The 25,912-nt window shown below is 64.8% G+C and carries 21 protein-coding genes, 1 tRNA gene and 1 other RNA gene; 7 read left to right on the plus strand and 16 right to left on the minus strand.

Annotated elements, in window-relative coordinates; translation table 11 throughout:
- Positions 1 to 7: 7 nt before the first annotated feature.
- From KF688_11120 to KF688_11155, 8 genes are all read right to left on the minus strand, one after another.
- Complete coding sequence (locus KF688_11120; protein ID MBX3426222.1) at positions 8 to 1,021, minus strand: ABC transporter permease; 1,014 nt, start codon at positions 1,019 to 1,021, stop codon at positions 8 to 10.
- Positions 1,018 to 2,535 carry a sugar ABC transporter ATP-binding protein gene (locus tag KF688_11125; protein ID MBX3426223.1) on the minus strand — a complete coding sequence of 506 codons (1,518 nt, stop codon included), beginning with the start codon at positions 2,533 to 2,535 and terminating at the stop codon, positions 1,018 to 1,020. The genes KF688_11120 and KF688_11125 overlap by 4 nt, the downstream gene beginning before the upstream one ends.
- Positions 2,532 to 3,524 (minus strand): ABC transporter permease, encoded by a 993-nt coding sequence (locus tag KF688_11130; protein ID MBX3426224.1) that lies wholly within the window; start codon positions 3,522 to 3,524, stop codon positions 2,532 to 2,534. Before KF688_11130 ends, KF688_11125 begins: the two co-directional genes overlap by 4 nt.
- Positions 3,525 to 3,558: 34 nt before the next feature.
- Entirely contained in the window at positions 3,559 to 4,545 is a 987-nt protein-coding gene (locus KF688_11135) for a sugar ABC transporter substrate-binding protein (GenBank protein ID MBX3426225.1), read from the minus strand.
- A gap of 813 nt (positions 4,546 to 5,358) precedes the next feature.
- Positions 5,359 to 6,777, minus strand: a complete 1,419-nt coding sequence (locus KF688_11140) for a radical SAM protein (GenBank protein MBX3426226.1) — start codon at positions 6,775 to 6,777, stop codon at positions 5,359 to 5,361.
- Between the two features lie 24 nt (positions 6,778 to 6,801).
- Complete coding sequence (locus KF688_11145) at positions 6,802 to 8,127, minus strand: glycosyltransferase (protein MBX3426227.1); 1,326 nt, start codon at positions 8,125 to 8,127, stop codon at positions 6,802 to 6,804.
- A gap of 455 nt (positions 8,128 to 8,582) precedes the next feature.
- The gene (locus KF688_11150) at positions 8,583 to 10,421 is read right to left on the minus strand and encodes a Na+:solute symporter (protein ID MBX3426228.1); all 1,839 of its coding nucleotides are present in this window, start codon (positions 10,419 to 10,421) and stop codon (positions 8,583 to 8,585) included.
- A 60-nt stretch (positions 10,422 to 10,481) separates the two neighbouring features.
- Positions 10,482 to 12,080, minus strand: coding sequence for a glycoside hydrolase family 9 protein (locus KF688_11155; protein ID MBX3426229.1), 1,599 nt, complete (start codon positions 12,078 to 12,080; stop codon positions 10,482 to 10,484).
- Positions 12,081 to 12,601: 521 nt separating this feature from the next.
- On the opposite strand from KF688_11155, the gene KF688_11160 reads away from it, so the two are divergent.
- The 4 genes from KF688_11160 to KF688_11175 all read left to right on the plus strand — a co-directional run bounded on the left by KF688_11160 (position 12,602) and on the right by KF688_11175 (position 14,085).
- Positions 12,602 to 12,675 (plus strand) — tRNA-Met (locus tag KF688_11160).
- A gap of 96 nt (positions 12,676 to 12,771) precedes the next feature.
- A complete protein-coding gene (locus KF688_11165; protein ID MBX3426230.1) occupies positions 12,772 to 13,134 on the plus strand; it encodes an integrase core domain-containing protein in 363 nt (120 codons plus the stop codon).
- 301 nt (positions 13,135 to 13,435) lie between these two features.
- The gene (locus KF688_11170; GenBank protein MBX3426231.1) at positions 13,436 to 13,666 is read left to right on the plus strand and encodes a hypothetical protein; all 231 of its coding nucleotides are present in this window, start codon (positions 13,436 to 13,438) and stop codon (positions 13,664 to 13,666) included.
- A complete protein-coding gene (locus tag KF688_11175; GenBank protein MBX3426232.1) occupies positions 13,663 to 14,085 on the plus strand; it encodes a type II toxin-antitoxin system VapC family toxin in 423 nt (140 codons plus the stop codon). Before KF688_11170 ends, KF688_11175 begins: the two co-directional genes overlap by 4 nt.
- A gap of 45 nt (positions 14,086 to 14,130) precedes the next feature.
- Here the strand turns inward: KF688_11175 and KF688_11180 are convergent, their stop codons facing one another.
- Positions 14,131 to 14,301, minus strand: coding sequence for a hypothetical protein (locus KF688_11180; protein MBX3426233.1), 171 nt, complete (start codon positions 14,299 to 14,301; stop codon positions 14,131 to 14,133).
- Positions 14,302 to 14,658: 357 nt separating this feature from the next.
- On the opposite strand from KF688_11180, the gene KF688_11185 reads away from it, so the two are divergent.
- Complete coding sequence (locus tag KF688_11185) at positions 14,659 to 15,735, plus strand: DDE-type integrase/transposase/recombinase (GenBank protein MBX3426234.1); 1,077 nt, start codon at positions 14,659 to 14,661, stop codon at positions 15,733 to 15,735.
- Positions 15,736 to 15,957: 222 nt separating this feature from the next.
- Here KF688_11185 and KF688_11190 read toward each other — a convergent pair whose 3' ends face one another.
- Both KF688_11190 and ssrA read right to left on the minus strand, forming a co-directional pair.
- Complete coding sequence (locus KF688_11190; protein MBX3426235.1) at positions 15,958 to 17,904, minus strand: PEP-CTERM sorting domain-containing protein; 1,947 nt, start codon at positions 17,902 to 17,904, stop codon at positions 15,958 to 15,960.
- An 835-nt stretch (positions 17,905 to 18,739) separates the two neighbouring features.
- Positions 18,740 to 19,104: a transfer-messenger RNA gene (gene ssrA / locus KF688_11195) on the minus strand.
- A 243-nt stretch (positions 19,105 to 19,347) separates the two neighbouring features.
- Between ssrA and KF688_11200 the strand changes: the two genes are divergently transcribed.
- On the plus strand, positions 19,348 to 19,698 hold the full coding sequence (locus KF688_11200) for a winged helix-turn-helix domain-containing protein (protein ID MBX3426236.1): 351 nt from the start codon (positions 19,348 to 19,350) through the stop codon (positions 19,696 to 19,698).
- A 112-nt stretch (positions 19,699 to 19,810) separates the two neighbouring features.
- Here the strand turns inward: KF688_11200 and KF688_11205 are convergent, their stop codons facing one another.
- The 5 genes from KF688_11205 to rpmI all read right to left on the minus strand — a co-directional run bounded on the left by KF688_11205 (position 19,811) and on the right by rpmI (position 24,517).
- Entirely contained in the window at positions 19,811 to 20,266 is a 456-nt protein-coding gene (locus KF688_11205; protein MBX3426237.1) for a hypothetical protein, read from the minus strand.
- Positions 20,267 to 20,575: 309 nt separating this feature from the next.
- Positions 20,576 to 22,591: a phenylalanine--tRNA ligase subunit beta gene (gene pheT, locus KF688_11210; protein ID MBX3426238.1), complete on the minus strand. Its 2,016-nt coding sequence runs from the start codon at positions 22,589 to 22,591 to the stop codon at positions 20,576 to 20,578.
- Positions 22,592 to 22,694: 103 nt separating this feature from the next.
- The gene (gene pheS, locus KF688_11215) at positions 22,695 to 23,759 is read right to left on the minus strand and encodes a phenylalanine--tRNA ligase subunit alpha (GenBank protein ID MBX3426239.1); all 1,065 of its coding nucleotides are present in this window, start codon (positions 23,757 to 23,759) and stop codon (positions 22,695 to 22,697) included.
- A 23-nt stretch (positions 23,760 to 23,782) separates the two neighbouring features.
- On the minus strand, positions 23,783 to 24,139 hold the full coding sequence (rplT, locus tag KF688_11220) for a 50S ribosomal protein L20 (GenBank protein ID MBX3426240.1): 357 nt from the start codon (positions 24,137 to 24,139) through the stop codon (positions 23,783 to 23,785).
- A 174-nt stretch (positions 24,140 to 24,313) separates the two neighbouring features.
- Entirely contained in the window at positions 24,314 to 24,517 is a 204-nt protein-coding gene (gene rpmI, locus KF688_11225) for a 50S ribosomal protein L35 (protein MBX3426241.1), read from the minus strand.
- A 311-nt stretch (positions 24,518 to 24,828) separates the two neighbouring features.
- Here rpmI and lpxD point away from each other — a divergent pair, with 311 nt between their 5' ends.
- Positions 24,829 to 25,902, plus strand: coding sequence for a UDP-3-O-(3-hydroxymyristoyl)glucosamine N-acyltransferase (gene lpxD / locus KF688_11230; protein ID MBX3426242.1), 1,074 nt, complete (start codon positions 24,829 to 24,831; stop codon positions 25,900 to 25,902).
- Positions 25,903 to 25,912: the final 10 nt, after the last annotated feature.

A 25,912-nucleotide genomic window follows, 5' to 3' on the forward strand; every position in this document is an offset into this window, starting at 1 on the left:
GCGTCGTTCAGGAGCGGACCTCTCCGGGGCGAATCAGGGGGCGTCGTCCCCGATCGAGCCAAGCGGTTCGCATGCTGTCGGTCATCACTGCCGCGAAGATGATCGCGCTGGTGACGAGCGGGTAAGCGTATTCGCTGATTTCGAGATCGAAGCTCGGATCGGCGTCCAGGGCGTTCAGTCCGCTGTAGATCGTCTGCAGGAAGACGGCGCCCAGCACGGCCCCCAGCGCGCCGCCGCGCCCGCCGAACAGGCTCACGCCTCCCAACACGGCCGCGGCGATTGCCGTCAGTTCGCGTCCTTCGCCCAGCGACGGAGACACCGCATTGAGCTGTGACAGCGTGATCACGCCGCCCAACGCCGCAAACGCGCCGCAAATCGTGTGCGCCAAGACGATGTTTCTCGTGACGTCGATCCCCGCCTCGCGGGCGCTTCGGGCGTTCTCGCCGATGGCGTACAACTGTCGACCGAAGGGCGTCCGTGTCAGCACGCCATGGGCCAGCACGACGGCGATCAGCATGATCCCAATCGGGATTGGAATCCCGGCAATCGTTTCGGCGCCGATGACTCGAAACTCGTCAGGCAGCGCCATCGGTCGAGTACGGGTGATCCATAGCCCCGCGCCCCGTCCGACGAACAGCAGAGCAAGCGTCACGATGAACGGCGTCATCCGCAGACGCGTGATCAGCGTTCCGGCGATGGCGCCCCAGGACGCCCCGACAACGACCATCGTTGCAGCCGCGACCAAAGTCGTTCCCCCGCCGAGCAGCCACTGTCCCCCGATTGCCGCGGCCAGCAGCATCACGGCTCCGACCGACAGGTCGATTCCCGCGGCGATCAGCACGAACGTCATGCCGATCGCCGTGATCGCGTTCGACGAAGCGTGAGCAAGGATCCGCGCCACATTGTCGGGAGTGCCAAACTGCGGCGACGCGGCGCAAAACGCTCCCCACAGCGCCACGAGCAGCAGCGCCGGCAGGACTCCGGAGCGGAACGTCGATCGCAGCGCGGCGCGCTTGGTCATGTCAGCCGCTCCTCCCCGAACGCGACTCGCAGCAGTCGCTCGCGATCAAACTCGTCGCGCCGGGCTTCGCCGCGGACCTCCCCCGCGGCCATGACCAACAACCGATCGCAAAGGCCGATCAACTCCTCAAGTTCCGACGACACGACCAGCACCGCCGCGCCTCCCGCGGCCAGTTCGTGAATTTGCCGATAGATGTCCGTCTTGACGCCGACGTCGACTCCCCGCGTCGGTTCGTCCAACAAGATGACGCGGGGCCGAGCGAGCAGCCATTTGGCGAGAACGACCTTCTGCTGGTTGCCTCCGCTTAGAGTCCGAACCGGTTGATTGGTCGTCGACTGAGCGCGGAGCTGCAAACTCTGCAGGACCGAGTTGCAGGCGGCGGTCGCTTTGTCTTGCCGATACCAGCCCAATCCGCGAGAACCGAAGCGGGGCAAGGCGACCAGCGACGCGTTGGCTACGGCCGAAGAATCCAGCAACAGCCCGTCGTCGCGGCGACTCTCAGTAACCAACGCCATGCCGGCGGCGATGCTGTGTCGCGGGCTTCGGGCCGCCGGGCGCCCGAACAACAGCACCTCGCCCGACTGATGCGGCTCCAGCCCGAACAGAATCCGTAACAGTTCCGTTCGGCCCGAGCCCATGAGGCCCGAGACGCCGACGATTTCGCCCTGCCGCAATGTGAAGCTCACGTCGTGCACTACGCCCGGCTGCGTGAGATGCTTGACTTCGAGCGCAGTGTCGCCGAACTGCAGGGCGGTCCGCCGCGGGAACACGGCGTCGATCGAGCGCCCGACCATCATCGAGATCATCCGATCGAGCGAGAACTCGGCGACAGGGCCGACTCCCTGCAACTCGCCGTCGCGCAGCACGGCCGTCGAGTCGCACAACCGACGCACGTCGGCCAGATTGTGCGAGATGTAGACGACCGCGACCCCGTCGCGCCGTAACGCATCGATGATGCCGAACAGCGTTTCGCATTCCGCCGCCGCCAAGGACGTCGTCGGTTCGTCGAGCAGGATCAACCGGGGGCGAGATTGCAGCGCCTTGGCGATCTCCAGGAGCTGCCGCTCGCCCGGCGTCAGCCGACCCGCCAGTCGGTCGACCGAGACGCGCAGTCCGACTCGCTCCAGAGCCGCCGTCGCCTGGCGTCGCAGTTCGCGGCGATCGACGACGACGCGCCCCATTCCTCGGCGCACGGGGAAGTTGGCCAATCGCAGGTTCTCAGCCACCGAGAGATTGGCGAACAGATTCAGTTCCTGCCGGACGATCGCCACTCCGGCGTGACTGGCGTCTGCGGCGGACTGCGGAGCGAACGGCTCGCCTCCCAAGTGCATCGATCCGCCGTCAGGGCTGAGCACGCCGCTGACGATGTTCATCAACGTCGATTTGCCGGCGCCGTTCTCGCCGACAAGTCCCAGCACCTCGCCGCGGCTGACGCCGAGCGTCACCCCGCGCAGCACCGGCACGCCAAAGAATTGCTTGTCGATTCCGTCAAGTTGCAGCGCCCAATCGGTCATGCGGCGTGTCCTCCCCGCAGTCCGGCGCGGTACGACTCCAGCGCGGCGACAAGCAGGATCAACGCCCCCTTGATCGTCAGGACGTGCCAGATTTGCAGATTGCCGAACAGATTGAGACTGTTGCCGACGAGCGTCAGAAACAGCGCGCCGAACGCCGCCCCGCGGACGCTGCCAGAGCCCCCTCTCAGGCTCGCGCCTCCGATCACGACCGCGGCAATGCAGTCCAGCAGGACGCTGGCCCCCACGAGGTCGGGCTTGCCGGTTTCGAGCCGCAACATGTAGATCACGGTCGCCACGGCGGCCATCAGGCCGCTGACAAGATAGGCGACCACGATCGTGCGCGTGACGGGAACCCCCGAAACCCGCGCCGTCGCCGCGTTTTGGCCGACAGCGTACAACTGACGCCCGTACACGGTGTGGGCGAGGAGCAGGTGAGCTGCGCCGCCGGCGACCGCTGCGACGACCACTGGCGCGGGAACGCCCAGCCACCGCGCAAAGCCCGCGTCGATGAAGCTTGCCGGAAGATTGCCGATCGGCTGCGACCGGGTTTGCCACTCGGCCAATCCGTCTAGGAACATCAGCGACGCGAGGGTGACGAGAAACGCCGGCATCTTGCCCCACGCAACGCTCGCCCCGTGTACTGCGCCGACAACCAGCCCTGTGCACGCCATGGCCAACAGCCCCGCCAGTACGCTCCCCCCCGGTTCGCTCGACGTTCCCGTCATCACCGTGGCGCCGACGACGCTGGCGTAGGAGACCAGGGCGGTGAGCGACAGATCAATGCCGCCTGCGATTACGACGAACGTCTGCCCGATTGCCAGTACGGCCAATGGCGCCGCGCTGACGACGACGTCGTTCAAATTGTCCGCCGACAGGACCTCCGGCCGAAACGCTGCGACGACCGCCACGTAGGCGACGACCAGCTGCAACGCCAGCAGCGGCGAGGCCGCCTGTCGCCGAACGTACGCTTTGGCTGACGCATGGAGCATGGATGGAACCCCCTGAGAGACGGCGGGTCGTCGATCAGGCTGAACTGGCCCCCCACATCCTCGTTTTGAGTTGGTCGAGGTTGCGCTGGTGGGCTACGAAACCCTCGTCGCGAATGAGCGTGGCCGCGTCGCGATCAGAGTCGAAGTTCAAGATCGCCGCCACCGACTCGGCGCACTCGAAATACAGATCTTGCACGCCGTCCGCATCGAGGTACCCGTCGACGAGCATTCGGTACGCGGTCGAGTCGCCGTCGAACCCTCCCAAGATGACATGCTCGGGATGGCCGATCCTGTGGTATTTGCCGACTGAACGCAGGGCCGAAACAAGCGACGGGAACAAGAAGTCCGACGAACTGAAAATGAAGTTGATTCCCGGATTCGCCGCCAGCGCAGCGGTTGCGCCTGCTTGGGCCTTCTCTTGATTCCAATCCGTCGGCACGCGGGCGACGACTTCGATCGCATCGGCGTGTGGCTTCAGCGCCGCGTCGAATCCGTCGCGACGCCCCACGGCGTTCATGTCGCCCAAATCTCCCAGCAGGATCATCGCTTGCGTTCGGATTCCGCGCGCGCGGGCGAGTTCGGCCATGTGAGTCACGGTGGTCTCGGCGATCGCCGCGTTGTCGGCCAATACCGCCGTGTACCGTCCCGCATTTTCAGCTGGCGGCCGGTTGTAAAAAACAATGGGAACCCCCGCACGATTCGCATGCTTGACCAGCGGCACGGCCGTGGTGGAGTCTTTCGGCGCCACAATAATCCCGCTCGCTCCGCGGCGGATGAAAGCCAGCACTTGGTCGAGTTGCCGACTGGCGTCCCCGTCCGCCACGGCTTCCAGGGCAGCCTGCCCCTGCTTCCTCAATTCCTGAAGAAAGATCCGAAAACTCGTCTCCCAGTACTCGGTCTGCAGCGTCTCGAAGGAAAGCCCGATCGTCGATTCGCTCGATCCCTTGAGCGGGTTGCCGCACCCAGCCAAACAGGTGGCGGCTAGACCGTGGACGAGCGCCGTTCGTCGAGTGATTGGCATACCAAGTGACGGAAGAGAATTGGCCGGGAAGAGGTAGCGTCTAACTGAGATGCCAGTAGACTGTGGCTGCATTCTAGGCGGGATTCGCCGCGCTCGCAAGAACTTACGGCCGATTACCAGGGCCGATCAGTCAGATTTTTCGGGTCAAGGCCGTGAGAAAAACAATTCGCCTCGCCTGGGAATGGCATTCGAAAAGTGCCCCCTCCGGCGCAGAAATCGCCCAGCGCGAGTCGGATGAGGGCATGAAACCAAGCCTCCCCGCGTCGCCTCATGGGTTTCCGCGGTGCTTTGGGATTGTCGCCGGCTGCAGTCGTCCTGGCGTCAATCGCATGCGCCGGTCTCTTCGAGGCTGCGGCAGCGGGAACGAGTTGGTCGAGGGCGCCCCGGATCGCGTCCCGTTCCCGACAACAGGCAAGTCCGACTGCAGTACGGTTGCGTCTCTCCGATAGCCAAGAACTGCCCCCGGCCTCACAGGGGGGCAGTTCCTCGGCGAGGAGGTTCGCCGCCAAGTCGGCGGCGACGGGAACCCCGCGGGTCGGGAAACAGAAAGGCATGACGCAAACGCACCCTGCCGACGCCGGGCCGCCAGGGTGCGAGAGGTCTTGAACGATTGCGAGGGTTCAGGCGGTTCGCCCGCCGCGACAGTGAATGCGGAGTGACGTCGTCCAAATAGTCGCCCTGCCAATTCCTCGCCTCAAGTCGCACATTTCTCAGGCCGCTTGCCCCAGCTTCCCCCTGCACCGTTGAATGATGAAAGTCGAACGCCTCCAACCTGCCATCGACCGTAAGCCGCCCCGGATGCAACGTTCACTGCTAAGCGACGTGGCGTAGAGTCTGCTCGGTCGCAGGGGTGCAAGACGGTTCTTGTTCGTCGTACCAAGCGACCGCCGCTCGCCGGTAGCTTCGTCCGACCCCGAGCCATTGCAGCTTCGGCCACAGCAGGTGGGCGTTGGCGAACAGATACGGCCAGCGCGTGTAGTAGCTGGTGAAGCATTTGGCGTGCAGCTGGTGCACCTCGTCGGCCGTCAGATGCTCGTAAGCCAGCACTGGGGTGTACATGTCGTAACGGCGCCACGGCGCCGACGTGCGGGCTGCAGACGACTCGTCGTAAAACGGAGTGCCGGGATAGGGGGTGACGATGTTGAAGTTCGCATAGGTCGGGTTGAGCCGTTTCGCGTACCGCAGAACGCTCAAGATCGACTCTCGCGTATCGCTGGGGAACCCGATCATAAACCCCGCCGCAGTCCGCACGCCGAGTTGGCGGCAGGTCTCGAGGAATTGGTGCTGACGGTCGTCGGCGATCGGCTTTCGCTTGTAATTGCGGAGGGTCGTTTCGCTGGGGGTCTCCACCCCGACCGTGACGCTCGTCAGCCCCACGTCGCGCAAGTCGCGGAGCCGAGTCCGTCGCATGAGATCGATTCGCGTCTCGATCGAGAATTGGATCTTCTGCGGCAGTCGGGCGATCCCCTCGATTAGCCCCGTCACGTCGCGCCAATTGAGCCCGAACAGCGGATCGCGAAATTTGAACGATCGAAAGCCCCACGTCTTCATCCCGTAGCGGATTTCCTCGACGACCGCCTCGGCGGAGCGGAACCGCGTACGATTCTCCATGAGAATGTACGGGCAGTAATTGCAGGTGAAGACGCAGCCGCGACTCCGCTGGATCAGTGCGGTCGGAAAGCGGGTGAAGTCGTACCCGATGCGAAATCCCCGCGGTCGAAACGGCGACCAGTCGGGAAACGGGAGGGCGTCCAAATCGGCGATCATGCCGAGATCGACCGGCCCCGGGCCGTGGGCGACGACTTCGTCCCACCGCCACAGGAGTTGCTCCGGCTCGCCGCGGACGACGGTCGCCCCGACGACCGCGAACTGCTCGGGCATGGCGTAGGCCACCGGCCCTGTGACGACGAGCGTCGCGCGGGGCTCGGCGGCCCGGATCGCCGCCATGGCCTGCAATTCCAGATCGAGCGTCGCCAACGCGGGGTGAAACAGATAGGCGTCGGCCCCCGCGGGGACGGCGTCGACGACGTACTCGACGGAGTGCCCGAGCCTCGCAAAGATCGCCGCCAGGCAGGCGTACGCCAGCGCAACCGGTCGGCGATCACGCAGATACCGCCGCCGCAGCCACCGGCCGCGGAAGCCTCCCAGGCCGTGGTAGGCCCCCATGCCGAATCCGCCGCCGAAATCCTTGGTGACGTGGCGCGAGTGCGAGTCCCAGAGTACGACTTTCATGGTCCCCTCCTTGTCAGCGTCGTGTCAGGCGGCGCGCCGGGGGCGGCCAGTCCCTGCGTTCGGTCGGACGGCGCTCTCGGCGGACTCGTCGCAAGTTGCCGCGTGCGCGCCTGCCGGTTGCAACGCGAGGACGACAGGCGTCTCGTCGTCCCGCGCCAGGATTGCCGTGCGTCCCGCGGGGAGCAACTGATAGGCAATCCCCCGCCAAGTCGTACGGCGAGCGCCGATCGTGCTGACGATCGCCAGCCAATTCACGAGGGCGGACAGCGGCGCAAGCCACGGATCGCAGCGGGTCGCGCCGCTCATCTCGTCGAACCGGCGGGGAAAATACATCGCGGCCAGATCGGTTCGCAGCGCTGCCTTCGCGGCGTTGATGGCGTACCAAGCTGCGGCGACGCCCACCGTGGCTCCCCCCCAGGCGTTTCCCGTCGCGAGCGCGACCAAGCCGATCGCCAAGGATCCCCAGAACGCCGCGACCGACATGACGCCAGCCACAAGCGCAAGCGTCCACCACCGGCGGACGTAATGCCGGCCGATGAGATACTGCCGGCGGAGAAAGGCGAACGTCTCCCGCGGCGTCATGTCGACCGGCGAGGCGATCATGCAGGCGGGCTCGAATTCGACATGCAGGCCGGCCGACTGGACGACATTGGTGACGACCAAGTCGTCGGTGAGCTTGTCGCGCCACGCCGCTGCGACGTCGAGCTGTTCGAACAGATCGCGGCGCATCGCCCAACTCCCTCCCCAGATCGGCTGAAACGACTTGGGCGTGTAGAGCGAAGCGGCAGTCGCGTTGATGCTGTAAAGCAGGTAATTCGCGAGCGTCGGTCGGCGCGGCAGGAACCAGCGATAGCCGGTCGCCGCCCCGACGCCGGGCTGCGCAAGTCGTTGGACGAGGGAACGGAGCCAATCGGCCCCGGGACGAGCGTCGGAATCGACGAACGCCAGCGTCGTCACCGCAGGCGGGAGGTTCGCCACGCCGGCCAACAGGTTGTGAACCTTTTGACAAGCCCCGCGCGACCGGCCGGCGAAAACGATCGTCGCTTCCACGCCGCGATGCCGGCGGATCAGATCGTCGATGACGGGGACCGCTTGATCGCGAACGTCTTCGACGACGAACGCGATCTGGTAATCAACGTTGCGCTGCGCGAACAGCGACTGCAGATTCTCGCGGAGCTCGAGATCGCAACCCTTGCAAGGGGCGATCAGGGCGATTTGTCCCGCCGGGGGGGCGCAGGGCGGAGACGCCAACCGTCGCCGAGCGCGACGCCGGTGCTCCCACGCCTGACACCCCAGCAGGAACGTCTCCAGCAAAGCAACCGTCAACGCGATGACCATGATGGTCGTCATGAGGGACCTGTCGAGGCTGTTCGCCGGCCGCGCCATGAACGGAGCAGGGAACTTTCCTTCCGTCCGGCAATCCTGCTCGCGACGGAGTCGATTGCGGATAGTATCGTCCCGCTTCGCTCAAGGCGATCATTGATTCAGCGCGGGATCCGCCTGCGGAGACGTCACGAACCTGGCTGTGCGATTGCGGCCCATGCCAGCGTGCGATCCGAGGGCCGGCGCACACCGTCGGCAAACGGGGACAGCGCGATCGTTCTTGCTTCGACAGACTTTGTTGCGCGAGATTCCACGACGCAACAGCGCGTTGCATGCTCACGATCAGCGACCGGGAGGCGGTCTATCTGATTCAGTTCGTTGACAATTTTCCGGATCCGCGGTCGGGCGTCCTTCGGCATGCTCTTCAGGCTCGACCTTTGAGTCTTCGCCGCCGCGTCCAGCTCAAGTAGACGCGATGCGTACTATGACGCCCCTGTTTCGATCGCGTCGAGCACGGGCTCGGCCGACTGGAATTCCCGCTCGCTGAGGCGGTCGTACCATGTTCGCTTGAGAATCGCCGTGGCGCCGACGGTCACGGCCAGCGCGATCGCTGCGTGATGCCACTGTTGAATGACCGCGTAGATCGGCATCGCGATCAGCGACGTTTGCCAAACGATGCCGACCGCCACGTTGAACAGGTCGCGCGGCAGCGCGCGGTTGGGGACGAACGAAGGATCGGCGGCGATCGTGGCCTGTGCGACCGGCTTCCACAGGCCCCATGGACGAGTGCGGCGGTAGAACTCGTGGAGTACGGCGGGCGTTTGCCGATGGGTGGCCAGACTGCCTGCGACGGAACCGGCGGCGGAGATCGCCAGCAGCAGCGGAAACGCCTGCAGCGGCTTGACGGCCGGGAACGCCAACAGCGTCACGGCGCCGGCCAGTCCGGTCGTCATCCCCCAGAAGTATCCGTGACCGTTCATCCGCCACCAGTACCACTTCAGGACGTTCGGCGCCGCATAACCGCCCCACAAGGCGGCGACGATCCACTCGGTCGCCTTGCTGACCGACGGGGTCAGGCGTCCGGCCGCGCAGCCGACGACCACCAACGCGAGCGACGCGACGTAGCTGGCGCGAATGTACTGCCGCTCGGTCCCGCCGGGGTTCCAGTACCGGCGGTAGACGTCGTTGACCAGGTATGCGGCCGCGGAGTTCACCGTGCCGGCGAACGTGGACATGAACGCGGCGATCAATCCGGCGATCATCAGGCCGGTCAGGCCAATCGGAACGAAGTCGCGGATCACGATCGGCAACACGGCTTCCAAGTCGAGCTTGTCGCCGGCGGTGACTTGCGGCCCCAATCGCACCAAGGCCAGCACCGTGATGCCGGCGATCATCAGGTACCGGGGGATGAACAAAACGACCGACACCATGCCGCTGACCAAGGAGGCTTCGCGGGGCGACCGCGCAGCGAGGATCCGCTGCATGTCGTAATTGGGCGCCGGCCCCGCGGCGCTGACCAACACTCCCTTAAAGACCATCATCAGGAAGAAGGCGCCGAACATCTCGAAGCCGTCGTCGTCGATGCGGTCCTGCACCGCCGGCAGCAGGTCGGACCAGCGCAGGTCGAGTTGCCAGGAGAAGGCGATCTCGTCCCAGCCCGCCGGGGTCGCCGCGGCGAGTTGGTCGGGGGCGACCTGCGTGACGGCCAGCCACGCCAAGGCCAAGCTGCAGCAAACCATGATGGTGAATTGGATGAGATCGGTAATCACCACGCTGTACAGCCCTCCGAGCGACGTGTACAGCGTGGTCACGGCGATCAGCATCAGCGCGTAGCTGTCGGGAGGAATGCCGGCAGGGAGAAACTCGGCCGCGAATTTCGACAGCCCGACGAATGCGTACCCGGTGAAGCCGACGACGCTGACCAGGGCGAACAGCACGACGCTGATCCGCGACGCCTCGGCCCCCAGGTCGGAGCCGAAGCGGAGGGTGATCCAATCGCCGCCGGTGAGCGCCCCCGAACGCCGCAGCCATGCCGACAGGTAGACCATCAGGAACACCTGGTTGAACACCGGCCACAGCCAGGGCATGAACACGCTTTTCAGGCCGTAGGCGAACAGCAAATAGACCAGCCACATCGTCCCCGAGATGTCGAACATCGACGCGGCGTTCGACATGCTCAAGGCCCACCACGGCAGCTTGTTGGCGCCGAGGAAGTAGTGGCTCATTCCCAGTCGGGCCCGGCGTTTGACGACCAGCCCCACGACGACCATCGTCGTCAGATAGGCGATCAGCACCGCGAGGTCGACCCAGTGGAGCTTCATAGCCTGATGCGGCGCCGATGAGAGCGGGCGTTCCCGAGGAGTCGCGGCCGAGGCGATCCGCTACTTGTTCGCTCGCGCGAGGTCGAACGTGTCGGGCTCGACCAGCGGAGCCAATGCGTAGACAAGCGCTCCGTTCCAGTTGATCGCAATCTCGTTCGTCCGATAGTTCGCTTCCTCGTCCCGCCAATCGGTCGCCTTCGGCCAGCCGCCGCCGACGAGATACCCGGGCCAGGGGCGATTGGCGCCGCCGATGCTGTTGCGACGGTCGTGCGGGCGGCGCGGCGGGTCGAACCCCAACCCCGTGACGAAGCAGCGCCCATAGTAATTGCGGCCGAACAGATAGTCGAGCGACCGCAACTGCGCCGCGCGGTAACGGGGGTCGGGAGCAATGCGACGGGCCGCTTCCAGCGTCAGCGCCGTGCGGGCGACGCCGCCGTTGCAGCCCCAGTAGTAACGCTCGCCCAGGGGACGCCCGTAACCGTGGGCGAGACTGCGGGCCGCCAATTCGTCGGCCGTTCGCACCACGTCCCGCCGCACGCGCTCGACCAGCCGCGGGTCTCGTTCGGGTCGGTCCGACAGAGCGTAACCGTAGAGCCCCAGGTTGCGGACGTTGCTCCAGTCCCAGTCAAAATCGACGACCGAGCCCTCCGGCCCGGCGCGGTCGGCCAGGGCGCCAATCCGCTCCTCCGCTTCCCGCAGGTACGCCTCCTCGCCAGTCGTGCGCCACAGTTCGACCGCGGCCCACAGGCGGTCGTCGGCGTCGTCGGTCTGATACGTGCCCGTCGAGAAGCCCGTGAGATCCGCCGGGCGGTTCTCGGGGCTGCGAGCGAGAAACCGGTGACTCGCGCGCGCCGCAGCAAGGCATCGGGCGGCGAACTCGGCGTCGTACGGGGCGAACGCCCGACTGGCCCACGCCCCAAGCGCCGCCAGATCGGCCGTCGCCGCACTGCTACACGGGGCGAAGAACCGCGGCGTGGTCTCCTCCTCGGGCGGAATGAACGGGCCGAACGCCTTTGTCGACAGCTTGTGCAGTACGCTGCCGTCCGCCTGTTGGCATGTGAGCACCCAGTCCAGCTCCCAGCGAATCTCGTCGAGATAATCGGGGACCTCGTCGCCCGACTCGGGGACGTCGAGCGCGAGCCCCGCCAGCCGATCGCCGAAATGATCCCACGCCTGAAGCATCATCCCGACCGTCACTCCGGCGTTGACGACGTACTTGTTGTAGTCCCCCGCGTCGTGCCAGCCGCCGGCGCCGTCCTTCACGACGCCGGCTTGGCCGGCAACCTCGGCCTTCGCATCTTGCTGATGGCACGCGGCATGGGCGAACGTCTCGCCCCGATGGCGACCCGACACGGCCGCACCGCACCGCCACAAGGTCATGCCTCGCATCACCGTGTAGAACGGCGCGTTATACGCCGACCGGTCGATGCAAAACTCCGGCGAGGCGCCGATCCCCTCGACGTGAACGCGATAGACGCCGCTTTCGGCAAGTTCCGAGAAATTGACCGTGGAGAGCCGCTCGCCGGTGTCGTTGTTGAGCACCGCGACGCTCGACTGTCCCGCGAGCACCGTTCGCTCGTCGGTCGTGCGGACGACCCGAAACGGGGCCGCCTCGCCGGGGAAGCTGGCTAGCTTCGCGGCGTCGGGCAAGTAGCCCACGGTGTTCAGTCGCACAGGTCTCGAACCGCGATCGTCGGGCTCGGGGGCAGCGGACGGGACTGCCGACGGCCCGGCGACTTCGTCCCCCCGAGCAGCCGCAACCATCGTCGCCAGGGCTGCGCCCCAAACGACCGCCGCGCCCCTCCGGCGGAGAGAACTGACTTGCCGGCTGCTCGACATGCGTTCGCTTCCCACGACATGGCCGCCAAGGCGGTCGAACCGACGACCGTCTCGCCGCTCGCCCCGACGAACGCCTCCGCGGCCCGACGGATCTTCCCCTGAAATCCAGCGTAAAGCGTACCAGCAGCCCCGGCAATCGTTCCCGCCGAAAGTCTGCATGGCGAGCCAATTCTCCCGCGAGCGGCGCTCGATTGACACCTATCGGGCTCGCTCGTAAGATCGAAGGCCCGCCGAACGAGGCCTTCTAGCCGCCTGGAGACAGGACCGGCGGACGGCCCGTTCGCAACCTCGCACCACGCTCGGTCGCCCCCGCAAGTGCACGGGACCGTGCGACATCCCGCGGCGGAGTAGCTCAGTCGGTTAGAGCAGCGGAATCATAATCCGCGTGTCGGGGGTTCGAATCCCTCCTCCGCTACCTCGCGTTGAAGCCAGAAACTCTTGTGGCGACAAGGGTTTCTGGCTTTTTGTGCGCATCGCGCTCCACGGCGTCGAAGGGTTCAAGTCGTCAGAAATGGTCGGTTTGCCCCCTGGTGCGCACACCGTCTGGGCTGCGCTGCCCAGACGGTGCCGGGTCATCCGGACGGCGCCCCAGGCGCCCAATCAAAATGCGTTCATCGAGCGGTGGGTGAGGTCGATCGGCGACGAGTGCCTCAACCACTTTCTTGTCTTCGGCAAGAAGCATTTCGACTTCTTGGTCTCTTCCTACTTGAGCCATTACAACGGATTCAGGCCGCACCAGGGCGAGGGCATCGACAACAAACCGCTCGCCGGAAAGTGGTCCAAGATCGACGAGCCGCTCGCCGCCGGCGAGCAGGTCGTTTGCATCGTATCGCTTGGCGGGGTCCTTAAACGGTATGAGCGACGCGCGGCGTGAGGTCGTGCTCGACTCGCCTTCTTGGCCACGCTCGCCATGCCATGAGCAAACGGCGACGCTGCGCGCATCTCTCGGCTTTCTCGTTTGCAGTGCCTTCGGCGAAGTCATTGGGGCTTGGGCGGCGACAATTGAGAGGGCCGTTCCGGGGTGCTTGAGGGGGATTTCAGGCTGGGATTGGCGGAGGTTTCCGGCGACGCGACTATTTGCACCCCACGGCGGGCGACGTTGCCGCGGGCGTCGCGAGATGCTAACATTGTGATATCACTTTCCCCTGCACGCATACGGCATAAGGAGTTCCGCCGTGGGCCAGATTCTCGTTCGCGGACTTGAAGACGACGTCGTGACGCGATTGAAAGATCGCGCCGCATCGCACGGACGCTCCCTGGAGAGCGAGGCGCGATCCATCCTGGAGACCGCCGCCGGGTTTTCCGTCGAGGACGCGCGCCGCGTTATCGGCGGCTGGCAGCGCCGTCTGGCCGATCGTCCGTTCACCGACAGCGTGGAACTGATCCGCGAGGACCGCCAGCGATGACGACGCTCGTGGTCGACGCCAGCGTCGTCGCCAAGTGGTTCTTCCCGGAAGTCCATGCAGCCGAGGCGAGACGCTTCCTCTCCTCGCGGTATGAGCTCGTCGTTCCGTCGCTGCTCTGGTGCGAAGTCGGCAACATGATCTGGAAGCGGGTGCGACGCGGGGAACTCGCCGCCGACGAGGCCATCGAGTTGTCCAGCGACCTCGGACGGATGCCGCTGCAGGTTGCGGACGTCCAACCGCTGCTCGCCTCCGCCCTGGAACTGGCGATCGCCACCGATCGCACCGTTTACGACTGCACCTACTTGGCGCTCGCCCTGGAGCGCCATTGCCGCTTGATCACCGCCGACGACCGGTTCTTCAATGCGTTGGCCTCGACGCCGCTGGCGAAGCACATCCGACACGTCACGCGACTTCGCTGACGCGCCCTGATTGTTCTTCCCGGCGTGCTGAGATGCTGAGCATGTTCATCGCATCTGCTCCTCGCGCGGCTTCATCGGGATCGGCGATTCGCCCGTCCGCTGGAGCACGGCCGAGTACTGAATGGCGCGCACGGCCAGCTCAACCGGCTTTTCGGTGAGGTGAACCATCGACTGCGGATTGACCTTCTTCAGGTGCCACAGGTCGAAGTCCGGCACCGAAAATCCTGCATATGCAGAGTGAAAACGCCACAGGCCCGCCGATGTGATCGGCGGGCCTGTGTTGCTTTGAGACGGGTTCGAAAACTCCGTCAGTGGAGGCGGCGGGATGGACTCGCAACTGGTCTCACTTGGGTCTCTGTGAGAAAAGCCCTGGTTTTCCAGGGTCTCTCGCCCTTTGGACGCGCGGCCGCGATCTCAGAGGGCTGCCAGACGGGCGGGGTGCGAGGTCGATCTCCTGTCCAAGTTGATGTCGAGATGGCGGGAATTAGGATGGCAGGATTTCCCCCGCACACAGCAGGGGTGCAAAAAGATTGTCGCCCCCGATTCTTCCCGTTTGTCCAGGCTTTGTAACCGATGACCGGCTGGTTTGCACCGTTCATTTTCTACTTGGCACGCTGCACTGAGAACGAGCTGCGCCGGCAGGTGGAGCTGCTCAAGGCCGAGAATGAGATTCTCAGAAAGCGGGTCCCCAAGAAGCGGATCTTCCTGGCCAAGGAAGAGCGGGACTTGCTCGTGAAACTCGGCACGGCCATCGGCCCCGGCGCTTCGAAGCTCGTGACGGTCGTTCACCAGCGGACCTACCAGCGATGGATTCGCGAGAAGAACCTCGGCAGGCCCGCTCGGAAGATGGGCCGCCCCAAGACGGTAGAATCTGTGAAGGAGATCATCATCCGGATCGCCAAGGAGACTTCCTGGGGCTACGCTCGGATTGTCGGCGAGTTGCGAAAACTCACCATCCGCTCCGTCTCGGTCGGGACCGTGAAGAACATCCTCAAGGAAGCGGGAGTGAAGCCGGGGCCGAACCGCGGGCCGGGCAGCGGGACCTGGAATGAGTTTCTCAAGGCCCACGTCGACTCGCTCTGGCAGGTCGACTTCTTCAACAAGATGATCTGGACGCCGACGGGCCTGCGGCAGGCGTTTGTGCTGTCGTTCCTGCACGTCGGGACGCGGCGGGTGTTCTGTTCGCCCTGCAGCTTCGCGCCCGGCGGGAAGTGGATGGTCGGTCAGGCCCACGCCGCCGTCGAGCAGGCCCGGGAAGCGGGGTTGGAGATGCGCTACCTCATCCGCGACCGCGACGGGATGTACGTCAAGGAGTTTGACCAGGTCTTTAAGGACGCCCAGTGCCGCGTCATCCGGACGGCGCCGCAGGCGCCGAATCAGAACGCCTTCATCGAGCGGTGGGTGAGGTCGATTGGCGATGAGTGTCTCAATCACTTTATCGTATTCGGCAAGAAGCACTTCGACTTCTTGGTCTCTTCCTATTTGAGCCATTACAACGGATTCCGTCCGCACCAAGGATCCAGCATCGGCAACCGGCCTCTCACCGGCAGTTGGCCCGAGATCGACGACCCGCTCGCCCCTGGCGAAGAGATCGTCTGCTTCGAAGAACTCGGCGGAGTGCTCAAACGGTACGAGCGACGCGCGGCTTGAGGGCGCGCTCGATTCGCTATCTTGTTGACGCTTGCCAAGCCGCGAGCGAACGGCCCAGCTGCGCGCATCGCTCGCTTCTCTCTTCAGGGCTGGCTTCGGCGGTGTCATTAGTAGTTGGGCAGCGACATTGGAAGGGCTGTTTCGGGGTGGTTGAGGGTGATTTCAGCCTGGGATTCTCGGTGGGTCTTGGCAGCGCGAATATTTGTACCTCACGGCGGAAGGCTAATGGATCGTCGAACATCTGCGGTTGATCAGGCACTGCAGCAGCAGGGTTGTTAACACGAGACCCGCCAAGGCTATCGTACCAGGCTCGGGGACAGCCGCCGTACCAGGTGTCGCCGAGTCGACGCCAAAGTTCGCCCGCCACAACGCGAGGTCCTCGGGGCTGTTCGGTGTCGGCGAACTCCCGCGTTGCCAAGCCAAAAAATCAGCACCATCGACATCGCCGTCGAAATTGAAGTCGCCAGGGTGCGGCAGCGTTCCGACGGTAAGCAGCGTGAAACCGGCCAGGTCGCCGATGTCTTGATATTGTAAGTGGTAGTCAATGCCGAGAGTGCCGGCGGTCAGCGGCACCCATTCGACGAGGTCCGCGTCCCAGTAGCGAATCAAATCCGTGCCGGCGACCAAATCGAGGAACTGCAAGGGCGAGTCGTCGGCGTCCCCCCAGAGAGCGAGCATTCCTCCCGTTGATAAATTGACGGAGCTGTCTCCGTCGCCGTTAAAATCGATCGTGAGCGTCCCCCGCACGCTGACCAATGCACCCAATTCGACGCGCAGCTCGCCGCTGCCGAACCGTCCAACGTAGAGATCTCCATCGTTGGCCCAGCTAGACCCGACGCCGGTGATCTTCGCCGTGCCTATCGAATTCGACGCGTTGCCCAAAAAGCCAGCGACATTTGTGACTAGCCCTCCCGCTTCCACGTTTAGCTCGCCACTGCCGGCATCGCCAATATAGAGCCAAATATCGTTGTTCCACGAAGAGCCGGCTCCCGTGATAGTCGCAGTACCGTTCGAGCCGGACTGGAAGCCTACTTTGCCAGAGTAGCTATTAACTTGCCCCCCCGACTCGACGTGGAGCGTACCACTGCCAGAACGTCCCACAGTGAGATATGAACTGCTGTTCCACTTCGCCCCCGCGCCTGTGACGGTCGCAATGCCCGTCGAACCAGCGTTGTAACCTAGGTAGCCTCCGGTGTCGCTAACTTGCCCTCCGGCTTCTACCTGCAGTGCTCCTTGCCCAGAAAGACCGACACGGAGCTCTGAACTGCTGGTCCACTCGGAACCAGCTCCAGAGATCGTCGCCGTGCCCGTCGAACCAGTGTAGAAACCCAAGTAGCCGCTCGAACCGACGACCGACACTCCGTTGAGAATTGACAAACTTCCGATGCCTTTGTAACCCGCACCCAAGCCGCCACCTGCTCCCGTCACCGTCAGCGTGCCTCCTGAGCCAAACTCAACGACTGCCTGCGCGGCGTCAAACTGCAAGTAGGCGTCGAGGATCGCACCAGTGGTGGCTGCAATCGTACCATTGCCGTGAAGATCGCTCAGCGATGCGTAGAGAGTGCCGGCAGTGACGTGCCCTCCGTTCTCGACCGTTAGCATGCCACTTCCAAGGTAGCCAACGAAAAGGGCGGAACTACTCGTCCACTCGGACCCGGTGCCGGTGATCGTCGCCGTACCTAACGAGCCTGAATCGTATCCCAGGAAGCCATATGTGTCACTGACGAGCCCCCCCGCTTCTACTTGGAGTGCTCCTTGCCCAGAAAGACCGACACGGAGCTCTGAATTGTTGGTCCACGTGGCACCAGTACCAGTAATTGTCGCTGTACCCGTCGAACCGACGCTAGAACCGAGTGTGCCTGACTTGGATACGAGCTGACTACCTCCGTCAACGGTTAGCGTTCCGTCGCCGGAAGCCCCGATTCTGGCGGTTGTAGTCGCGTCCCAAGGTAACGACGGCACGATGTCGCCGGAGATAACGGCGGCGGCCGGGACCCGCGGGGCGAGCATCACGGCGACGATGATAGGCAACGCAGTATACCGCCAGTCGCTTCCATTCTGTAAAAGTCGAAGGCGATGCATGTTTTGGTCCGAGTCAATAGATTCTTTGCCGGCGACTTCACATCGAGCATTGATCGCGGCGTTGACGGCGAAGCTGGAGTAGAACATTCACTGTACTATTCTCACTCGCAGCGGCAGATTCTGCAACGTTCAAGGAATCGTACTGCGTCGAGTACCCTCGCTGTGCTACTCGGTCCACAGGGAGAACCGGTCGCGTGAAGACGCAAGAGAGCCGAAAAAACCAAGTGGCCCAGCCGGAATCGAGCAAGGTTTGGCAGAGTAAAATCGCTGCGGTCGCACTACCGCCTGCAATTCGACGCATCTCCTCGCTGCAGCGGTTGGACCACCTGCGTTGAGTTGCGTCCGATGCCAACTCACAGAGGTGTCCCTTTCAATGACACACCTCGTGCAGTTTCGCACTTTCCTCCGCAGCGTCGGCGTGCCCAGCCGCCGTCTATTTGCCGAGGCTCGAAGCTGCGTCGGTGAACATCACCGCGGGCAAAGTGGCGGCGGACTGAGTCGCTGAGAAGGTTCGGGCCGCTCGAAACAACTGCGCGCCCGCAACGCTTCAGCTGTTGCGGGCCGGGCGCGCGCCGCATCGAATCCCCCAGTGAAGTCCCTTTGACGCGTGGGAGACGTATTGCACCTGCTCAAAGACAAGTGATCCCCGGTAAAACTCCCGTTTCGCGACGATCGCGTAACGTCTTGCAATCGCTGCGGTTGCGGCGGCGGGATACACAGGGGGCGTATCACGTCGATTTGAGACTTTCGGGGCGTTTTGAGACTCTTGGGGACTCCCGGGCGGAGAGGTGTATCACGCGATCTCCGCGACGCACTCGGCGCCACACAGCGAAAACCCCGCCACACCGGGGCGAAACGCAATGGGCCCGCTGGCATGTGCCGGCGGGCCCAAAAGGCGTTGAGGCGGTTTGACTCGCCTGGTTAGTGGAGGCGGCGGGAATCGAACCCGCGTGCCGAGATATCTCCGCGTAAACTTCTACGTGCGTGTTCGGCGAGATTTGGTTTCGCTCGCGACGCGCCTCGCCGACAGGGCTCGTCGCGAACTAGCCGGGAACTTTGATTCGCCGTCGGCGTACCTGGCGGTGACCGACGACTAGTTGGAATTGGTGACGGGCGTCCGGGCCGATCCAACATCAGCCCCTGGCCCGGGATGCCTATTTAACTAGGCAGCCAAAGCGTAGGAACCTTCGGCAATTGAAGGTTGTGATCAGCTTTTAACGTGGCCCACTGATCAACCACGGCACGCCGCTTACGCTTCGCCTATCCGGTCGAAACCTGTTCGCCCCCGGGAGCGACGATCGCTCGGGCCGGCGCCGGTGAGGACGCGTACCCGGGCGATGCGCAGCATGGCATTATATCCGGCGCCTCGCGGGCGGGAAATGAGCCGATTTCGGCCGAATTAGCGAGTTTGCGTCGCGCCGGCGGGGTCGATTGGATCGGGGCCGGCGATTCGGGTATCATCGGCCTTCGCGGCGGCGAGCGATGCCCACGATCGTGCTTCCCCCAGCGATAGCAGGAGATTCACCAGCCATGGCCAAGAAGAAAGCCGCCGCTGACGCGGCGCCCCCCTCGCCGAAAGCGATCGCCAAGCCCGTCGCGACCAAGAAACCCGTCGCGACCAAGAAGCCCGTTGCGACCACTTCCGCTTCGTCCGCCGCGACCGCTGAGAAGGCGCCGGCCTTGTCGATCGAGGAGATCGGGCACGCCGCGGGGGCCGTTTGGCAAGCGCTCGATGCAAACGGGGGGCTGAGCGTGGCCGCGCTCAAGAAGGCGAGCGGGTGTTCGGCGGATTTGACGATGGCGGCGGTGGGCTGGCTGGCCCGCGAGGGGAAGTTGGTCGTGACCGCCAACGGGCGAAGCTCGCAGATTGAATTATGCTGAGCGACGCTCGTCCGCGATCACCGGTGAAGCGGGGACGGGCGTGACTAGGGAACGCCGCTTGCGGCGGGCGACTGCGGTTCGTCCGCGCGCCAGTCCCTGTGACAACATCCCGCTACAAGTCGAAGCTGCGCATCGTTTGGCGGGCGAGGAGCCGTTCCTCCTGTTTTTGCTGGTCGACGAACGACTGCAGAATTTGCCGGACTCGTTCCGGTTCGCAGCAATCCGCGCAGTCCTGCAGTACGGTTGCGAGTTGCTCGTCAAGTTCGATCCCCAGTTGCAGCAGATCTTCGACGGCCGAATCGGGGGCGAGCTGCGGCTCGGGCAGCGTCAACGAATCGCCGGAGCCGGAGCGCAACTGCACCCACGTCCCCAGCACTTGGTTCGGAGCCGCGGCGAGGTATTCGCCGAGGGCTTCGGCGAGCCTCCGCTCGTGCTGGCTCATCGCATCGAGCACAAGCTTGGCCCGCGGTTGCGTCATTCGCTCAGCGAGTCTGTGGAAGAGTTCCGATTCGCGCTGGTGAAATAGCCGGACGTTCGCCAGCACCGTTCCGACTTGTTCGTAGGGCATGACAAGCTCCTCGACGAGGGCCGCCGGACAACTCGTCACGGAGCGCCCGACGAGTGTCCAGGGTGCAAACGCCGGACCAATCCGCGCTTGCGAAGCGCTGGGAACATCGTTGGCGTCGTCGTCGGCTTGGCTTGCCGAGCGACGAGTCGCCAAATCCCAATCTGGGGGCTTTTCTGCGCCATGACCCCGGCCACGCGGTCCGCAGGCGCCGGCCGAAGAAGCCACGAGCGGCGAACCGCTCGCGGCGGATGTGTCGTGATCGCACAGCGGAGTTGATCGCTGCAGACCGCCGCGGGAACTCCCGCCGAACTACGCCCGCAGGGCCCCGCCGACCTGCCGGCCCAGCGCCGCGACGATCCAGTCGCGCACCCCGTCGGCTTCCTCGTTGGTGAGCGTGCCGCTGGAGGAGCGAAGCTGCACGCGGAACAGCAGGCTTTTCTTGCCGGGTCCGAGACGTTTTTCGTCGCGGTAGGTTTCCTGGTAGGCGATCGTCTCGACGAACTCGCCGCCGACTGCGCGGGTGATCGCTTCCACTGCCGACCAGCGAACCGCTTCATCGACGACGATATTCAGGTCCCGCCCCACGGGGGGATACGGGGAGAGCGGCGTCGTCGTCGCGCGAAGCTGAGCCGCCGCGATTAACGCTTCCAGATTCAGCTCGAACACGGTCGCGGGATTGCGGAGCTCGAACTGCTGACGTCCCGCGGCGCTGACCTCGCCGATGACGCCCAGCGGCTCGCTGTCGCTGACGACGAGGCATTGCCGGACCGGATCGAGCAGCGGCAGCGCGGCCGGTTCAATGGCGAACTCCATATTCGGGGCGACCGCGTGAACGACGGCCTCGACGATCCCCTTGGCGGCGAGAAAGTCTCCCCCGGTCGTCACGCTGAGCATTCGGAGTTCGCGGGGCAGGGCGCCGGGCTGGGGCAGGTACGCCTTGGCGATCTCGAACAGTTCGATGACCGGGTTCGACAGTTTCTCGTTGTGTCGACGAGCGGCCAGCAGGCTTGGCACAAGCGTTTGCCGGAGCCGATCCGCCCGCCGCAGCACGGGCGTCGACGCCGCCAGCGGTTCGGCCGTCGACCAGGGGCGAAACGCGCCGGACCAAGCGGCGTCGACCGCGCTCAGCGTATACGCCTCGTTGAATCCCGCTGCGACCATCACCCCGCGCACTTTGTCGAGCACGCGGTCGACGCGAGTGCGGGTCGACGCGGCCATTTTCACCCCGGCGTCCTCCGGGATCTTGTCGTAGCCGTGAATCCGCGCGACTTCTTCGATGAGATCGATCTCGCGCGTCAGGTCGGCGCGCCAACTCGGCGGGACGACCTTGACGCAATGGCCGCACGCATGGGTTTCCTCGCACCCGAGCGCAACGAGAATCCTCTGCACTTCCTCGGCAGGCACGTCGATGCCAAGGACGCGAGGAATTTGCTCGAATCGCAGTTTGACGACGGGCCGCTCGGGCCGCTTGGCGCCGACGTCGATCACGCCTTCGCACAGTTCGCCGCCGGCAAGTTCCAGGATGAGTTCGCATGCCCGGCGACTGGCCCAGTCGACGCCAGCCGGGTCGACGCCGCGCTCGAACCGATAGGACGACGGACTGTGGAGATTGAGCGCCCGAGCCGTGCCGCGGACGCTCATGCACTCGAAGTCGCCCGACTCGATCAACACGTCGACCGTCGATTCGGAAACCTCGGTCTCGGCTCCCCCCATCACGCCGGCAAGGGCGATCGCCCGTGCGCCGTCGGCGATGACGCACGTTCCGGCGGGGAGTTCGTATTCCTGATGGTTGATCGCCAGGAACTTTTCGCCCGGCCGCGAGGCGCGGACGATGATCTTGCCGCCGGCAAGCTTAGCGAAGTCGAACGCGTGGAGCGGCTGGCCGCATTCCATCATCACGTAATTCGTGACGTCGACGACATTGTTGATGACCGCTATGCCGAGGGTGCGCAAGCGGTCGGCGAGCCATGCAGGACTGGGGCCGATCTTCACCCCGCGAAGCACGCGGGCCGTGTACTGGCCGCACAACTCCGGCGCATCAATCGTGACCGACGCGATCTGCGAAACGGGCTTGCCGTTCGCTTGCGGAACAGCCGCGGGTATGCTTAGACCTTTGCCAAACAACACCGCGGTCTCGCGGGCGATCCCAATATGCCCTAGACAATCGGGGCGGTTGCTGGTGACTTCGAGGTCGACCGCCGTGTCGTCGCCGATCGGCGACACCGACTCGAGATTGAGCCCCGCGAACATCAGCCGTTCGGTCAAATCGTCGACCGACATCGGGAGCGCGACGTACTCTTTGAGCCACTCGAGCGAAACGATCATGGGTAGACTCGCGCAAAGGCGCTAAGTCGCAAAGCGAGTTCGCCAAGTCCCATTCGCAAGACGACTGCGAGCACTTGGCGTCTTTGCGACTTGGCGCCAGATTTCAAAACTGCTCCAAGAACCGCACGTCGTTTTCGTAGAGGGCGCGGATGTCGGTGATGCCGTGTTGGCGCATGCAGATCCGTTCGACCCCCAGGCCGAAAGCGAAGCCGGTGACCTCCTCGGGGTCGTAGCCGACGGCCCGCAACACGTTGGGGTCGACCATGCCGGCGCCCCCCATTTCGAGCCAACCCTGCTCGCCGGCGGCGTTGGTCCAGCTCATGTCGACCTCGACGCTCGGCTCGGTGAACGGGAAGAACGACGGCCGGAACCGCACATGCACGTCCTGTCCCCCCGACGCGCCGCTGCCGAAGTAGCTTTGGCAAAAAAGCCGCAGCACGCTTTTCAAATCGGCCATCGTGACGCCGCGATCGACCAACAACCCCTCGATCTGGTGAAACATGGGGTAATGCGTCGCGTCGGCCGTATCGGGTCGATAGACGCGCCCCAGCGAGATAATCCGCACGGGCGGAGGCGTGCTCTCCATCACGCGGATTTGCACGGTCGAGGTCTGGGAACGCAACAGCAGCGGTATTGCGCCCCCCCGCTTTGCCCCCGGCGATTCGCCGGAGACTAAGTAGAAATTGTCGAGCGGGTCGCGCGCCGGGTGCGAGCGCGGGATGTTGAGCGCCTCGAAGTTGTGCCAGTCGTCTTCGATCTCGGGCCCCTCGACCGCCGTGAAGCCGAGCCGGCCCATGATGTCCTTCATCTCGGCGATCGTCTGCGTGACGGGGTGCAAACGCCCCAATCGCACCGCCCGGCCGGGAAGGGTGACGTCGAAGGCCTCGCGGGCGGCCGAAGCGCCGCCCGACTGTTGTCGCTCTTGAGCCGCGGCGAACGCCGCCTCGATTGCCTGCTTGACTTCGTTGAAGCGTTTGCCAGCCGCGGGCTTGTCGGCCTTGTCGACCTTGCCCAGTCCAGCCTGGACGTCCTTGAGTCGGCCCGACTTGGCCCCCAGGAACTCCACGCGCGCCGCTTCGAGCGCAGCGGCGTCACCGGCGCTAGCGAAGGCGCCCGCTGCGGCGGCGCCGAGCGAATCGAGATCGGCAAGAAATTCGGCCAGGGCCACGGTGCTGCACCCCCGCTGGCGCGTTAGGCCGAGAGGGCTTCGCGAGCCTTTTCCACCACCGCGTCAAAGGCGGCGGTATCGTTGACGGCCATCTCGGCGAGCGTCTTGCGGTCGAGTTCGAGCGCGGCCTTTTTCAGCCCGGCGATCAGCTCGCTGTAGCGCAAGCCGCGCTCGCGGGCCGCAGCGTTGATGCGGATGATCCACAACTTGCGGAACTCGCGTTTCCGCACCCGACGGTCCCGGAACGCAAACGCCTCGGCCCGGACGAGCGTTTCCTTGGCGGTCCGCAGCAGCGAGCCCCGCCCGCCGGTGTAGCCTTTGACCTTTTTGAAGAGGCGATTCTTCGCCCGATTGCGGGCGCTGCCCTTGGTGGTACGCATGCGAGGCGAACCCCTTGCTCAAACGATTCTCGCGCCCAGGCCCCTGCTTGCGTCGGCAGGCGTTGTTTGCCCGGCGTGGTTGACTGTGTGGGTCAGGCTTTTCTCCTGACAGGTCGATCCAGCTTGACTGGTCGACCGGCCTCGGCGACAGGCCGAACGCCTGACGAACTGGCCTTAATAGCTGTGGCCGTTGAGGGCCTGCGCGATCGTCTTCGACGTCACGACCGAAGCGGCGCTCGTGCCGCGGAGTTGACGCTTGCGCTTTTGGCTCATCCGGGCGGCCAAGTGGCTGGTGCCTGCCGAGCGATGCATCGCCTTGCCGGTGGCCGACAGGCGGAACCGCTTCTTGGTCCCTTTGTGGGTCTTTTGCTTGGGCATGACAGTGGTTCCGTCGCTAGCAGTCGTTATGGCTTGGTACCGCCGCACGGGCCAATTCGCCCGCGCCGGCCATGTTGTGGGGCGTGTCTGGCGAGCTTGCGACCCGCAGGCCGGCTCCCGAGGAGAACGGCAAGTCCCGCAGAATAGCACGGTTTCCGGCCAGCGGAAAGGGGACCGTGGCGGCAATTTCGAGCGATTGAGGCGGGAGTGATCTTCCCCGGCGGACTGACCGGAGGTACGATTCGCAGCCCTCCGACGCAAGGAAGCGTCGTCATCGCCGGCTGTGCGAAACCCTGGGAAAGGACTCCCGTATGGCGATCACCTTGGTCGAAATGGCCCGACTAGTGGGGGGGCGACTCCAAGGTTCCGGCGAGACGCTGCTCGTAGGCGCCGCGACGATTGAAGTCGCCCAGCCGGGTGAATTGACGCTGGCCGACCACCCCGACCGGGCCGCCGCCCTGGCCAAGAGCCCCGCCGCCGCCGCGATCGTCTCCCCGATGGTCGCCGTCGCCGACAAGCCGACGATCGTGGTCGACGACGTTCATGCCGCATTTGCCGTGGCAATCGAGCATTTCCGCCCCAGTCGCATCCGTCGCCGACTGGGGATCAGCCCCGCGGCGTTCGTGTGCCCGACCGCCCGGGTCGCCGCGGACGTTGACATTCACCCCGGCGCCTTTGTCGGGGACGACGTGTCGATCGGCCCCGGCTCGACCATTCACTCCGGAGCGAGGCTGCTCGCTGGCTGCGTGATCGGCGCAGGAGTCACAATCTTCCCGAACGCCGTACTGTACGAGGAGACCCGCGTCGGCGATCGCGTGATCATTCACGCCGGCGCCGTACTGGGAGCCTACGGCTTCGGCTACCGCCAACGCGACGGTCGGCACGTTTTGTCCGCTCAGCTCGGTTACGTCGACGTCGGCGCCGAAGTCGAGATTGGCGCCGGGACGACGATCGATCGGGGCACCTACGGGCCCACACTGGTCGGCGAGGGGACCAAAATCGACAACCAAGTGATGATCGGCCATAACTGCCGCTTGGGAAAGCACAATCTCATTTGCTCTCAGGTCGGCATCGCGGGCAGCACCTCGACCGGCGATTACGTCGTCATGGCCGGCCAAGTGGGAGTGCGCGACCATGTCCACATCGGCTCGCGGGCCGTGGTGGGTTCCAAAGCCGGGGTCAGCAACGACGTCCCCGAAGGCGCCGAGTACCTCGGGTGCCCGGCCACCCCGATCCGCCGGCAAAAGCTGCAGTTCGCCGCCGTGTCGAAGTTGCCCGAGATGCGACGTGATTTCCGCGCCCTGCAGAGCGAATTGGAAGAGCTGCAGCGCCGCCTCGGGCTTTCCGGGTCTGAGCAGTCGCCTCCCGCCGACCAAGCCGCCTAATCTCCGCACT

The sequence above is a fragment of the Pirellulales bacterium genome, assembly GCA_019636345.1.
In the GTDB taxonomy this organism is placed as follows: Bacteria; Planctomycetota; Planctomycetia; order Pirellulales; family Lacipirellulaceae.